This window comes from Pedococcus sp. P2_E5 (assembly GCF_056403895.1).
In genome coordinates, this window is sequence record NZ_JBFUEP010000008.1 from 47,634 (window position 1) to 60,691 (window position 13,058).

At 70.7% G+C, this 13,058-nt stretch carries 15 protein-coding genes; 8 read left to right on the plus strand and 7 right to left on the minus strand.

The window, feature by feature from the left end; all coding sequences use genetic code 11:
- Positions 1 to 409: 409 nt before the first annotated feature.
- The 3 genes from AC1DVZ_RS04130 to AC1DVZ_RS04140 form a co-directional block, all read right to left on the minus strand.
- Positions 410 to 610, minus strand: coding sequence for a hypothetical protein (locus AC1DVZ_RS04130; protein WP_477616914.1), 201 nt, complete (start codon positions 608 to 610; stop codon positions 410 to 412).
- 67 nt (positions 611 to 677) lie between these two features.
- The gene (locus tag AC1DVZ_RS04135) at positions 678 to 1,031 is read right to left on the minus strand and encodes a VOC family protein (RefSeq protein WP_477616915.1); all 354 of its coding nucleotides are present in this window, start codon (positions 1,029 to 1,031) and stop codon (positions 678 to 680) included.
- A gap of 31 nt (positions 1,032 to 1,062) precedes the next feature.
- The gene (locus AC1DVZ_RS04140; protein WP_477616916.1) at positions 1,063 to 2,139 is read right to left on the minus strand and encodes a trans-sulfuration enzyme family protein; all 1,077 of its coding nucleotides are present in this window, start codon (positions 2,137 to 2,139) and stop codon (positions 1,063 to 1,065) included.
- 74 nt (positions 2,140 to 2,213) lie between these two features.
- Between AC1DVZ_RS04140 and AC1DVZ_RS04145 the strand changes: the two genes are divergently transcribed.
- On the plus strand, positions 2,214 to 3,344 hold the full coding sequence (locus AC1DVZ_RS04145) for a D-alanine--D-alanine ligase family protein (protein ID WP_477616917.1): 1,131 nt from the start codon (positions 2,214 to 2,216) through the stop codon (positions 3,342 to 3,344).
- 110 nt (positions 3,345 to 3,454) lie between these two features.
- Here the strand turns inward: AC1DVZ_RS04145 and AC1DVZ_RS04150 are convergent, their stop codons facing one another.
- Positions 3,455 to 3,955, minus strand: a complete 501-nt coding sequence (locus AC1DVZ_RS04150) for a hypothetical protein (protein ID WP_477616918.1) — start codon at positions 3,953 to 3,955, stop codon at positions 3,455 to 3,457.
- A 16-nt stretch (positions 3,956 to 3,971) separates the two neighbouring features.
- On the minus strand, positions 3,972 to 4,205 hold the full coding sequence (locus tag AC1DVZ_RS04155; protein WP_140741828.1) for an Lrp/AsnC ligand binding domain-containing protein: 234 nt from the start codon (positions 4,203 to 4,205) through the stop codon (positions 3,972 to 3,974).
- A 189-nt stretch (positions 4,206 to 4,394) separates the two neighbouring features.
- Between AC1DVZ_RS04155 and thiL the strand changes: the two genes are divergently transcribed.
- Positions 4,395 to 5,360 (plus strand): thiamine-phosphate kinase, encoded by a 966-nt coding sequence (gene thiL / locus AC1DVZ_RS04160; RefSeq protein ID WP_477616919.1) that lies wholly within the window; start codon positions 4,395 to 4,397, stop codon positions 5,358 to 5,360.
- 200 nt (positions 5,361 to 5,560) lie between these two features.
- Here thiL and rpmB read toward each other — a convergent pair whose 3' ends face one another.
- Positions 5,561 to 5,755, minus strand: a complete 195-nt coding sequence (gene rpmB / locus AC1DVZ_RS04165; protein WP_056922510.1) for a 50S ribosomal protein L28 — start codon at positions 5,753 to 5,755, stop codon at positions 5,561 to 5,563.
- 170 nt (positions 5,756 to 5,925) lie between these two features.
- Here rpmB and AC1DVZ_RS04170 point away from each other — a divergent pair, with 170 nt between their 5' ends.
- The 4 genes from AC1DVZ_RS04170 to rsmD all read left to right on the plus strand — a co-directional run bounded on the left by AC1DVZ_RS04170 (position 5,926) and on the right by rsmD (position 11,388).
- Positions 5,926 to 7,611, plus strand: a complete 1,686-nt coding sequence (locus AC1DVZ_RS04170; RefSeq protein ID WP_477616920.1) for a DAK2 domain-containing protein — start codon at positions 5,926 to 5,928, stop codon at positions 7,609 to 7,611.
- Positions 7,612 to 7,622: 11 nt separating this feature from the next.
- Positions 7,623 to 9,881, plus strand: a complete 2,259-nt coding sequence (locus AC1DVZ_RS04175; RefSeq protein ID WP_477616921.1) for an ATP-dependent DNA helicase RecG — start codon at positions 7,623 to 7,625, stop codon at positions 9,879 to 9,881.
- A gap of 48 nt (positions 9,882 to 9,929) precedes the next feature.
- Positions 9,930 to 10,718, plus strand: coding sequence for an alpha/beta fold hydrolase (locus tag AC1DVZ_RS04180; protein WP_477616922.1), 789 nt, complete (start codon positions 9,930 to 9,932; stop codon positions 10,716 to 10,718).
- Positions 10,719 to 10,812: 94 nt separating this feature from the next.
- Positions 10,813 to 11,388 carry a 16S rRNA (guanine(966)-N(2))-methyltransferase RsmD gene (rsmD, locus tag AC1DVZ_RS04185; protein ID WP_477616923.1) on the plus strand — a complete coding sequence of 192 codons (576 nt, stop codon included), beginning with the start codon at positions 10,813 to 10,815 and terminating at the stop codon, positions 11,386 to 11,388.
- 88 nt (positions 11,389 to 11,476) lie between these two features.
- Here rsmD and AC1DVZ_RS04190 read toward each other — a convergent pair whose 3' ends face one another.
- The gene (locus AC1DVZ_RS04190) at positions 11,477 to 11,770 is read right to left on the minus strand and encodes a hypothetical protein (protein WP_477615498.1); all 294 of its coding nucleotides are present in this window, start codon (positions 11,768 to 11,770) and stop codon (positions 11,477 to 11,479) included.
- A 183-nt stretch (positions 11,771 to 11,953) separates the two neighbouring features.
- On the opposite strand from AC1DVZ_RS04190, the gene AC1DVZ_RS04195 reads away from it, so the two are divergent.
- Together AC1DVZ_RS04195 and coaD are read left to right on the plus strand one after the other, a co-directional pair.
- Entirely contained in the window at positions 11,954 to 12,520 is a 567-nt protein-coding gene (locus AC1DVZ_RS04195) for a hemerythrin domain-containing protein (protein ID WP_477616924.1), read from the plus strand.
- 25 nt (positions 12,521 to 12,545) lie between these two features.
- Complete coding sequence (coaD, locus tag AC1DVZ_RS04200) at positions 12,546 to 13,043, plus strand: pantetheine-phosphate adenylyltransferase (RefSeq protein ID WP_477616925.1); 498 nt, start codon at positions 12,546 to 12,548, stop codon at positions 13,041 to 13,043.
- Positions 13,044 to 13,058: the final 15 nt, after the last annotated feature.

Here is a 13,058-nt window from a genome sequence, read left to right on the forward strand (position 1 = left end):
CTATAGGTACCCGAGGCCACACCGAACGGCCGAGGGCGGGGTCCCAGCGCTGGCGGGTCGCTGTCGGTGTCGGCGCTGGGATCCCATCTCTCACTACCTGCAAGGGGACGGCTGATGCCCGGATGCCACCACGTCGTCGCTGGGCACGTGGCCAGGCGCGACGGCGCCACCAGGCATGCCGTGCACCAGGCCGGGAGCACCCGGCGCCCAGCTGTCGCCAGCCCCACCACGGCCGCCATCACGCCACGAGGACTCGTGTGGACCTGGAACCCCATGCCAGACACCGCCGGCAGGCGTGACCAGGACCAGTCAGGCGGCCCAAGGCGTGTTTGCCTCAGGGCACACGACACAAGGCACAGGGCTGGCAGCTGCCAGCCCTGTGCCCTTGGTGTTGCCGTGACCGGTGGAGTCAGCCGCCGTAGGAGATCACCGATGCCGGGTCCACGAGGTCGGCGGGACCCCGCAGGACCGCGCCTCGGTCGTCTGGCTGCTGAACACTCAGCACCGTGGCGACCGCCGAGGTGGCAGCGCCGGCGCCGAGGGCGATGCACAGAAGGGTGATGATGATGGCGCCGCGCCGACGTCGTCGGCCGTCCTCGTCCTGGGCCATGCGGTGGTTCTCCTTTGGTTGACTACCCAAAGGACGCGCAAACGGCAGACTCATGACGCAAGCGTGGTCAGACGGGCTGCCAGAGCTCGACCCGATTGCCCTCAGGATCGGTGACCCAGCCGAATCGGCCGACACCTTCCATGTCCTGAGTCTCCAGAGCCACGTCCGCCCCCTTGGCGCGCAGCTGCCCGAGCATCGCGTCAAGATCCCCGACCCGGAAGTTGAGCATCGTCTGCTGGGCGCGGGACCCGAAGTAGTCGGTCTCGGACTCGAACGCCGCGAAGACGGTCGGCCCGGCAGGCTGCTGCCACAGGCCCATCTCGTCGAGATCGAGCCCCAGGCAGTCGCGATACCAGGCGATCAGGGCCGCCGGATCCGCGGACCGCAGGAAGTATCCGCCGATTCCCTGTACACGTTCCATGTCGCTCGTTTCTCCTTCGTCGCTGGGGTCCTCACCGGTCCGTCAGCGCGCGGTCGAGGTCGTGCCAGAGGTCGTCGACGTCCTCGATCCCGACGGACAGCCGCAGCAAGGCGTCGGGGACGGTCGGGGGCTCCGCGGGGTAGCGACGGCGCCTCTCGATCTGGGACTCGACACCCCCGAGACTGGTGGCGTGCGTCCACAGGGACGTGGTGGTGGCAACCTGTTCGGCTGCCTCGGCGCCGCCTTGCACCTCGATCGCGATGATCGCGCCGAACCCGGGATAGCGCGTGCGAGACACCGCGGGGTGCCCCTCGAGTCGGGCGGCGAGCTCGCGGGCGTTGGCGGTGGCCCGCTCGAGCCGCACGTGCAGGGTGCGCAGGCCGCGCAGCGCCAGCCAGGTCTCCATCGGTCCGGCGATGGCACCGCCGAGGAGGCGGGCGGTCGACAGGCGCGCGTGCAGACCACGACCCGCTTCCGTGGAGGAGGTGACGAGGGCGCCCAGGATGACGTCGGAGTGTCCGGACAGGTACTTGGTGACCGAGTGGAGGACGATGTCGACGCCGTCGGCGAGCGGCTGCTGCACCAACGGGGTGGCGAACGTGTTGTCGCAGACGGTCAGCGCACCTGACTCGCGCGCCATCGCCACCAGTGCCGGGATGTCCGACACCTCGAGCATGGGGTTGGTGGGCGTCTCGATCCACAACAGTGCCGCGCCTTGGACAGCGACGCGCACCGCGTCCTGGTCGGTGGGGTCAACCCTCCGGACCTCGACGGCACCGCTCTCGGCGCGCTGGTCGAGCAGCGTCGTCGTGCCGTTGTAGGCGTGCGAGGGCACGACGACCGCGCCCCCGTGCGGGACCAGCGAGAGTGTCGCCGACACGGCGGCCATCCCCGAGGCGAAGACGAGGGCGTCGCCACCTTCCAGTCCGCCCAGTGCCTCCTCGAAGGCTGACCACGTCGGGTTCCCGGCGCGCGCGTAGTTCACCGGCCCGTCGGCGATGTACGTCGAGGTGAACTCTAGGGGCGCGTTGACCCCGGCACCCGGCATACGGGGCTGGCGTCCCAGGGCGACGACACGGGAGGCGGGGGACAGGTGGTCATGGCTCACGCCGCCAGCGTAGAGGCGCTGCCACGCGGGCCGCGCCGGGTGCCCGGCGGATGGTCGGGATACGCTCGGCGGCGATGACTACGGACCAGCCAGCGACCCACAAGCCTCGAGTCGCCATCGTCTTCGGTGGCCGCTCGTCGGAGCACGCGGTCTCGTGTGCGACCGCGGCGGGGGTGATGCGGGCGATCGACCGCGACGCCTACGAGGTCATCCCGATCGGCATCTCTCGTGATGGGCACTGGGTGCTCTCCGACGGCGACCCGCAGCTGCTCGAGCTGACCGCTGACAGCACGCCCGAGGTCGCGCCGGGCGGCGCTGGCGTCGTCGTGCCACTGGCGACGACGGACCGCACCCTCACGACCCTGGAGCCGCAGGAGGTCCCGCGGAGCCTCGGCGAGGTCGACGTCGTCTTTCCGTTGCTGCACGGGCCTTTTGGCGAGGACGGCACCATCCAGGGCATGTTCGAGATGGCGGACATCCGTTACGTCGGGTCCGGCGTCTTCGCGTCCGCAGCGGGCATGGACAAGCATTACATGAAGGTCCTGTTCGCGGGGGCCGGGCTCCCGGTCGGCCCGTATGCCGTGATCACCGACTCGCGGTGGCGGCGCGACAAGGCGGCGGCGATGGATGCGGTTGGGGCGCTGGACTACCCCGTCTTCGTCAAGCCGTCGCGGGCGGGGTCGAGCATGGGGATCTCGAAGGTGTCGTCCCCCGAGGCGCTCGAGGCGGCCATCGAGATCGCCCGCGAGCACGACCGCAAGGTCATCGTGGAGYAGGGCATCGTCGGCCGCGAGATCGAGTGCGCGGTGCTCCAGGGGCGAGGGACGGACGCGCCGCGGGTCTCCCACGTCGGCGAGATCGAGGTGACGACCGAGGGTGGCCACGAGTTCTACGACTTCGAGGCCAAGTACCTCGACGACGGCGCGGTGCTGTCCTGCCCGGCCAACGTGCCCGAGTCGGTCTCGGCCGAGGTGCAGCGGCTCGCGGGGGCGGCCTTCGAGGCGCTCGGGTGCGAAGGACTGGCGCGGGTGGACTGCTTCTACACCGACACCGGCGACGTCGTCATCAACGAGATCAACACGATGCCCGGGTTCACACCGCACTCGATGTATCCGCAGATGTGGGAGGCGACCGGGCTGCCGTACCCGGAGCTGATCGACGAGCTCATCCAGCTCGCCCTGACCCGCCCCGTCGGCCTGCGCTGACGCCCCAACCAACCTTTGCTAGCAAGGGTTAGCAGATGGTGGACAGGTTGCAACCTGTCCACGATTGACTTTCCTTTGCTAGCAAAGGTTCCTCGAGGAGGAGTGGAGCGTCAGCGGCAGTCTCGGCCGTTGGTGGGCAGGGCCTTGGCAGCGGGTCCGAAGGCCGGGAGCAGCAGGGGTTCGGGTTTGTAGGCGTCCGGCACGAGCACCTGGATCGCCGGTGCGCGTCCGAAGGTCGTGAACTTCACGCCGTCCCCGAGCCGCTCGACGACCCAGTAGACGCCGTCGACGTCGAGGCACTCCTTGTCGGTGGCGCCGAGCGCGGGCCAGCCACACGACGCGATGACCGCCGGGTCGCCCCACGCCCTCGCGTCCCTGGCTGCCGCTCCGCTGGTGCCGTCCCCACCGTCGACTGCCCGCGTCCCGTTGCCCGCCACCTTCGTCGGCCACAACGCGGTGGCGGACTCACACGCTGCGGCGTGCGGGGGAGGGGTGACCTCGACCGAGGTGGAACACCCCGACAGCAGACCACCGGCCACCCCGAGGACGAGGAGGCCGGTGGTCGTGGTGCGCTGTGGGCGCGCGGCCGCGAGGCGGGCGCCGAGGCTCACGTCGAGAGTCGAACGCTCAGACGTGGACGACGGTGCAGGTCAGGGTGCGGGTGATGCCCGGCACGTCCTGGATCTTGGCGATGACGAGCTTGCCCAGCTCGTCGACGGTGTTGGCCTCGACGCGAGCGATCACGTCGTAGGGCCCGGTCACGTCCTCCGCAAGGACTACACCGGAGATTGCGGCAATGGCCTCGGCAACGGACGCCGCCTTGCCGACTTCGGTCTGGATCAGGATGTAAGCCTGGACCACCACGAGACACCTCACACTTTCTGTTGACAACAGGTTGAGCCTGTTTCCTTGAGCACAGCCTGTTCTAAGACAGAGCCTGTTTCCAAGACCCGGGAGAACCGCGCGGCCGGGGCACACCTCGGCCACGCCAGACGCTACCGTGCCCGTGTCCCGCCCGTCTCCCCCGGGCCGTCAGAAGGAGGTCAAGTCATGGTCACGGCCGCCCTGACGCTTGCGGATGTGTCCGAGTCCGACCTGCTGCAGCGGATCTTCCCGTTCTTCGAGGCGGGTCCGTCGCTTGACGTCGGCCCCGGTGACGACGCCGCGGTCCTGCGCACCGGCCCGACCACCGTGGCCACCACGGACTCCATGGTCCGCGGACGCGACTGGCTCGACGAGTGGTCGACGCCCGGCGACGTCGCGACCAAGCTGCTCACCCAGAACCTCGCCGACGTCGCGGCCATGGGCGCGCGCTCGACCGCGATCCTGGTTTCGCTCGTCGCGGACCCGGCGACCTCGCTGGACTGGGTGGTCGACTTCGCACGCACCCTCGGGGAGGACGCGGCCGCCCTGGGGGTGGTCGTCGCCGGCGGCGACCTGTCCTCGGCGCCGGCGGGCGTCCTCATGGTGTCGGTCACGGCGCTCGGTGACCTGGACGGGCGCGAACCGGTGCTGCGCAGCGGCGCCCGGCCGGGGCACGTCGTCGCGGTCTACGGCACCCTGGGTCGCTCCGCCGCCGGCCTGGCCCTGCTCGAGGGTGGCGCCGACCCGCGAGCGGCCGCGGCCGGCATACCCGCTGCGTGCCTCGCCCACCACCTGCGCCCGAGGATCCACGTGTTTGCCGGGAGGGAGGCGGCCGACGCCGGCGCCAGCGCCATGATCGACCTGTCCGACGGCTTGCTGCGTGACGGACACCGGATCGCCGAAGCCAGTGGAGCGCGCCTCGCGTTGTCACCGGCGGCGCTGCACGACGACCTCGCGGCCCTTGAGCAGGCTGTCGGCGACGCGGCGTGGGAGTGCCTGCTCGCCGGCGGTGAGGAGCACAGCCTCCTGGCGACATTTCCCGCGGGCGTCCCGGACGGCTGGCGCACCATCGGTGTGGTCGAGGCGGGGGAGGGCGTCATGCTCGGCGGCGTGGTGCAGCAGCCGCGCGGCTGGGATCACTTCCGGGCGTAGCAGGAAATCGAGTACTTCCGGGCGTAGCAGGAAATCGAGTACTTCCGGGCGTAGCAGGAAATCAAGTACTTCCGGGCGTAGCAGGAAATCGAGTACTTCCGGGCGTAGCAGGAATCAAGTACTTCAAGCGCTAGTTGGGCATGAAAGAAGCCGGCTCCCCGTGGGGAGGCCGGCTTGATTCGGTATGCCGCAGGGCTGGGTCAGCGCTTGACCTTGCCGGCCTTGAGGCATGAGGTGCAGACATTGAGACGCTTCGGGGTCACTCCCGCGTCGCCCACCAGTGCCTTGACGCGCTGGATGTTCGGGTTCCAGCGACGCTTGGTGCGGCGGTGCGAGTGCGAAATGTTGTGACCGAAGCCCGGTCCCTTGCCGCAGACGTCGCAGTTGGCAGCCACGGGTGTTCTCCTGAAATCGATTGGTACAAGAAATGGGGCGCTCCCGGTGTCTCCTCGCGCGGGCACAGGCCAGCGACGCAGAGGTCCATGGGAACCGGTCAAGCGTAGCCGAGGTGTGGCGCAACGGCCAAAACGGGGCTCACGAGGGCGTCTGCGACTAGCCTGCCACCGTGCTCGAAGCCCTCAGTGCCGTGGACGCCCGGCGATGGGCTGTGCTCACTCGGGCCGCCTTCGCCGCGCGGCGGGCCGAGATCGACGCGCTCAACGTCTTCCCCGTCCCCGACGGTGACACGGGCACCAACCTCTACCTCAGCCTCGACGCGGCGCTCGACTCGGTCCGCACCGAGCACGAGAAGGCCGGCATCCTGGGGGCCGCCTCGCTCGAGCAGGAGTGCACCGCGATGGCGCGGTCGCTGCTGTTGACCGCGCGCGGCAACTCCGGGGTGATCCTCAGCCAGCTGGTCCGTGGTTTCGCGGAGGCGATCGCCGAGAGCGGCGCGGACCTCGCCGACGCCGCGACCATCGCCGATGGCCTGGAGCGCGCCAGCCAGCGCGCCTACGCGAGTGTGACCCGGCCGGCCGAGGGGACCATCCTCACCGTCGCCCGGGCGGCGGCGACCGCGGGTGCGGCTGCCGTCGACCGTGGGCTGGCCGCCGTGGCGGAGGACGCCCTCGATGCTGCCACCGCGGCCCTGAAGGCCACCACCGCCCAGCTGCCCGCCCTCGAGCGCGCCGGCGTCGTCGATGCCGGCGCGGCGGGTTACCTCCTGCTCCTGGAGGCTCTCGCGCGGGTCGTGCACCAGGACGGGACCCACGTGGGCGAGCGGATGGAGGTCTTCGCTGAGCACTCCATGCGCCGCCGGGAGGACTGGAGCCACGCCGGAGGCGTCGTCGCGCCGACGGGCGCCACCGGGGGATCACCGACAGGTGAGGGCGACCTGGTCGTCGGCGGGCCGGCCTACGAGGTCATGTACCTGTTGCGTGACAGTGACGAGGAGAGGGTGGGGGTGCTGCGCGACACGTTGGACGCGCTCGGTGACTCGTTGCTCGTCGTCGGCGGGCCCGACCTGTGGAACGTCCACGTGCACGTCGACGACGTCGGAGCCGCCGTGGAGGCAGGGATCGACGCCGGACGTCCCTACCGCTTGCGGGTGACGCACTTCGTTGACCAGGTCGCCCGGGCGCAGCCAGCGGCCAGCGTCGCTGTCGTCGCCTGTGCGGCGGGGCCGGGACTGGCCGAGGTGCTCGGACAGGCCGGTGCCAAGGTCGTCGAGAGCGGGCCGGGGCGGCGCGCGTCCGCAGGTCAGCTGCTCGACGCCGCCCGCTCGGCGCATGCGCTCGAGGTGATCGTGCTGCCCAACGACGGCGACACCGTGATGGCGGCCGAGGCGGCGGCGAGCGCGGCCGAGCAGGACGGGATCACGCTCCACGTCGTGCGCTCGCGGACGGCGGTCCAGGGTCTGGCGGCGCTGGCGGTCTTCGACCCCACCGCGAGCGCCTCGCGCAATGCCGCCCAGATGAGCCACGCGGCGGCTGCGACCCGCCATGGAGCGGTCGCGATCGCCAGCAAGCAGGCCTTGACCACTGCCGGCCCGTGCGAACCCGGAGACGTCCTCGGAGCGGTCGCGGGGGACGTCGTCATCGTGGGCGCCGACCTGGAGGAGGTCGCCATCGACGTGGTGGCCCGGCTGCTGAGCAGCGGCGGTGAGATCGTCACGGTGATCGGTGGCGCCGACGCGCCTCCCGGACTCGCCGAGTCGCTCGGCGCCCGCATCGAGCGCGGGCACCGCGACGTCGAGGTCAGCCTGATCGACGGCGGCCAGCCGCACTACCCCTTGCTGCTCGGAGTCGAGTAGGCGTGGTCGGAGTGGTCACGCAGTCCACCAAGCTCTCGCAGATCGTCTCCACGGCGGCGCCCAAGCTGGCGAACCACCGAGGGATCAAGGTCGTGGGGGACCTGCTGGAGTTCTGGCCCCGGCGCTACCTCGAGCACACCGCGGACCTCAGCACGCTTCACGTCGGGATGTACGTCGTGGCGGTGGCCACCGTCAAGACGGCCGCCACCCGGTCGATGAAGAACCGCCGCGGCGAGATGCTCACCGTCACGATCACCGACGGCTCGCACGAGGTCGACCTGGTGTTCTTCAAGGCGTGGGGCCACAAGGACTCGCTCGTGCCCGGCACGACGGCCTTGTTCGCCGGCACCGTCGGGATGTACCGCGGGCGCTGGCAGCTGGCGCACCCGGCATACCAGCTCATGCACGGCGGACTGGGCGAGGCGGCCACCGACCGTGGGCCGATCCCCGTCTACCTCCAGGTCAAGGGCATGCAGAACTGGGCCGTTGCCGAGTGTGTGCGCCTGACCCTCGACCAGCTCGACGAGCTGCCGGACCCGGTACCCGCCGCCTTGCGACAGCGGCGCGGCCTGCCCGGTCGGCTGGCGGCGCTGCGGGGTATCCACGTCCCGAGCGAGCTGCCGGAGGTCCATCGCGCCCGGCAGCGGATGCGTTACGAGGAGGCACTGGTCCTGCAGACGCTGCTGGCCCGGCGTCGAGCGCAGGCTGCCCTCCAGCACACCGCGGTCTCCCGAACTCCCGGTGCGGGTGGGCTGCTCGACGCGTTCGACGCCCGGCTGCCGTTCGAGCTGACGGCGGGCCAGCGGGAGATCGGCGCGACACTGGCCCGCGAGATGTCCGGCGACACCCCCATGAACAGGCTGCTGCAGGGCGAGGTCGGCTCGGGCAAGACGGTCATCGCGCTGCGGGCCATGCTGGCGGCCGTCGACGCGGGTGGTCAGGCCGCACTGCTGGCCCCCACGGAAGTCCTTGCGGCACAACACCATCGCTCGATCACAACCATGCTCGGGGAGCTCGCTGAGCGCGGCATGCTCGGAGGCAGCGAGATCGGCACGCAGGTCGCACTTCTCACCGGCAGTCAGTCGGCGGCTGCTCGCAAGAAGTCGCTGCTCGACGTGGCGAGTGGCGAGGCCGGCATCGTCATCGGAACCCATGMCCTCATCCAGGAGAACGTCCAGTTCTTCGACCTTGCACTCGTTGTCGTCGACGAGCAGCACCGCTTCGGGGTCGAGCAGCGAGATGCCATGCGCGACAAGGCAAAGCAACCGCCGCACGTGCTCGTGATGACGGCTACGCCCATCCCGCGCACCGTGACGATGACGGTGTTCGGCGACATGGAGACCTCGACGCTGACCGAGCTGCCGCGAGGTCGCGCACCCATCACGACGCACGTCGTCCCCACCGACAACCCCCGCTGGGTCGAGCGCACGTGGGAGCGCATCGCCGAGGAGGTCCGGACCGGTCGCCAGGCGTATGTCGTGTGCCCGAGGATCGTGGACACCGAGGAGGCCAGCGGCGGGATCTCGGACGAGGAGGTTCCCGATACCCAGCCGGCGACCGACGACTTCGAGCTCGAGGAAGGGGAGTCGACGGAGCCAGAAGGGGAGTCGGAGGAGTCGTCGGCGCCACGGGTCTGGGCCAGCGTCCTCGCCGTCGTCGAGCAGCTCCGATCCGATCCTGCACTGCACGGCATCACCGTCGACGTCCTCCACGGCCGGATGACCCCGGAGGACAAGGACGCCGCCATGGCGCGCTTCACCCGCGGCGAGACCGGAGTCCTCGTCTCGACCACGGTCATCGAGGTCGGCGTCGACGTGGCCAACGCGACGGTCATGGTGGTGATGGACGCGGACCGGTTCGGGGTCTCCCAGCTGCACCAGCTCCGCGGCCGAGTGGGTCGTGGCGGACACCCCGGCCTGTGCCTGCTCATGACCGGTGCCGAGGCCGACGGAGGAGCCCGCGAGCGGCTGGAGGCCGTCGCCGGCACCACGGACGGCTTCGCGCTGGCCCAGCTCGACCTCGAGCTGCGTGGCACCGGAGACGTGCTGAGCGGACGCCAGAGCGGTGGTGGCCGGTCCACGAGGGGTATGGGGCGGGGCAGCTTCCGCTTCCTGTCCCTGGTGCGTGACGAGGAGCTCATCCTGCAGGCCCGTGAGGACGCTGCCGAGCTCGTGGCCGCCGACCCCGACCTCATGGCCCACCCCGAGCTCGGGGTGGCGGTTGCCGAACGCCTCGACGCGGAGCAGGCGGCGTTCCTCGAGCGGGGCTGACCGAAATTGCAGGGGCGCAGACGCGCGAATTCGCCCTAGTCTCGAAGCGTGCTGCTCTCCCATGACGACGAAGGTTCCGGCCCCGCGGTCCTGCTGCTCCACGCCGGAGTCGCCGACCGACGGATGTGGGCACCCCTCGTCCCGGCACTGAGCCACACGTTCCGCGTGATCCGCCCCGACCTGCGGGGCTTCGGCGACTCCGCGCAACCGGGTGAGGAGTACGCCGACGCAGACGATCTCGACGCGTTGCTCGACTCGCTGGGCGTGGGCAGCGCCGCGGTGGTCGGGTCCTCGTACGGCGGGCGGGTGGCGATGGAGCTGGCGACGGCCCATCCCGCACGAGTCTCGTCGCTGGTCCTGCTCTGCCCCGGCTACCGCGGGCTGGAGCCGTCCGAGGAGGATGCGCCAGCCCTGGAGGCCTACGGCGACGAGGAAGAGAGGTTGCTCGAGGCAGGAGACCTGGACGGAGCCGCCGCACTCACCGTGGACACCTGGGTCGGGCCTGAGGCCGGACCGGAGGTGCGCGAGCTCGTCGCGGCGATGCAACGGCGTGCCTACGAGGTCCAGCTGGCGGCCGACGAGCAGGACCCACCGCCGTCGACGCGCCGGATCGAGGTCGACCCGACGGCGCTCGCGGTCGACGCGCTGGTCGTGTCCGGTGGACTCGACCTGGCTCACTTCCGCGCCATTGCAGCCCACCTCGGCACCCAGATCCCCGGTGCCGACCGGGTCGAGCTCGACTGGGCCGGCCACCTGCCGTCGATGGAGCGGCCGGACGCGGTCCTGGCCCTGCTGCTCGACGTGCTGCGCGACGACCCGACTGTGCACGCGCCCTGAGCCGCCTGCTGAGCCGCGTGGCCGCAGGCGCCTGCCCTGAGTCGCCTGCCTGAGCCGCGTGCCCTCGGTCGGGTGTCGCTGCTACCTTGCCGCCGTGACGCGGATCATCAGTGGACGGGTCGGCGGCATGCGGCTGGCCACCCCGGCGGGCTCGGGCACCCGACCGACGAGCGACCGCGTCCGGGAAGCCCTGTTCTCCCGACTCGAGCACCTCGAGGTGCTCGTCGGTGCGCGGGTGGTGGACCTGTATGCCGGGTCCGGCGCCCTCGGCCTCGAAGCGGCCAGCCGCGGCGCGGCGACCGTGCTGCTGGTGGAGTCGGACAAGGCAGCCGCGAAGGTGACCCGGCAGAACGCGGGAGCACTCGGCATACCGGGGATCACGGTGCGGCACGCCACCGTGCAGCGAGCGCTGTCCGAGTCCCCGGCGCAGCCCCAGACGCTGGTCTTCCTCGACCCGCCCTACGAGCTGGGCGAGGAGGAGCTGGCGGCTGACCTCGTCGCCCTGGTGGAGCACGAGTGGCTCGATCCCGAGGCCCTGGTGGTGGTCGAACGGTCCGCGCGATCACCGGAGCCGGCCTGGCCCGAGGAGCTCGAGCGTGAGGGGGAGCGACGCTACGGCGAGACCAAGATCTGGTTCGCCGGCCCTCGGCTGCCCGACGTCGTGGCCTGAGGCGCGCACGAAGGTCACGCGCGCCAGCAGGCTCGGACGCGACGGAGCCCGACCGCGGTGCGGTCGGGCTCCGTCTTGCTGCGGTCCGTCAGACCGCGGGTGACGAGGGCAGCAGGCTGAACTGCACGCCCCCGGTCTCGTCCACGGCGGCGTCGAGGACCTGGTCGCCCAGGGCGACGGCGGCCGTCTCGTCGAGGTAGACCTTGGCGCCGTCCTGCTCGACGACGGCGTCACCGGGCAGGGCCTGCTCGGCGGTGGTCACCGTCAGGCCGCCGGAGTCGACGCCTTCCTGGCTGAAGCGCAGACCTGCGTCCTCGGTGCTGAGGTTCTGGTCCACGAGGGTCTTCACGATCGTGCTGGCGTTCTCGGTCAGGGTGAGCATGTGGCTCTCCTTCTCTTCCGATTGAGTCAGGCGATGTCAGGCGTTGGAGGTCAGGACCCCTCCACACCCCTCCACCGTGTCGCAACCCGTGCACCGACTTCAAACCGGGCGTCCGCTGGGTGGGACGCCGTCTCGCCCCGCCCCCAAGGTGTGACATCGCCGCAGGTGGGAGAGGGTATGGACATGACGGACTACGAGATTCCCCGGCCGACCAACGGCGACGTCGTCGAGCTGATCCTCGACGACCACCGATTCTTCGAAGGGCTTCTGCGCGACCTGCGGGATGCCACCGCGGACCGTGAGGGGGCCCGCGCCACCCTGGCCGCGGTCCTCATCGCCCACGGCGAGGCGGAGGAGGCGAAGGTCTACGCGAGCCTCAAGCGCAAGGACGCCATCACGCCCCACGAGGCAGAGCACGGCGAGGAGGAGCACGCCGAGGGCAACGAGGCCCTCCTGGCCCTCTTGGAGTGCAAGGGCACCGACACGCAGAAGTTCGACGACGCCGTCGAGGACCTGGCCACCGCGCTGAACCACCACATCGGCGAGGAGGAGCAGACCATCCTCAACCCGGCCCGCACCGAGGTGTCCGAGGAGGTCCGCCAGGACCTCGGCGTGAAGTGGGCGACCGAGCGCAACCGCCTCCTCGAGGCGGGGGTGGGGACCCTCACCAACGTCCGCGAGATCGTCGCGCGGGCCCACAAGGAGGGGCTCCTGCCTGCCGACGACGAAGGCGAGGACGACAAGGAGTAGCCCGGCGCGCTGCTAGCGTGCCGGTGTGACCAGCCCAACGACGAGACGGTGTGTGTGCCCCGGCTCCTACGACCCCGTCACGCTCGGCCACGCCGACGTCATCCGGCGCGCCGCGGCGCTCTACGACGAGGTCGTCGTCGCGGTGCTGCACAACCCGGCCAAGCGCGGGACGTTCGGCCCCGAGGAGCGCCGCGACCTCATCCTCGACGGGTGTGCAGACCTGGGCAACGTCCGGGTCGAGCTGTTCGCCGACAGGCTGCTCGTCGACGTCTGCCGTGAGCTGGACGCGACGGCGATCGTCAAGGGTCTGCGGGGCGGTACCGACTTCGCCTACGAGCTGCCGATGGCCCTGATGAACCGGCACCTCACCGGCATCGAGACCGTCTTCCTCCCGGGCGACCCGAGCCTCGAACACATCTCGAGCTCGCTGGTCAAGGAGGTCGCGCGCTATGGCGGCGACGTCTCCGGGCTGGTCAGCGACCGCGTCCGGGACGCCCTCCTGACGCGCCTGCGGGAGCAGTGACCTGACCTCGAAATC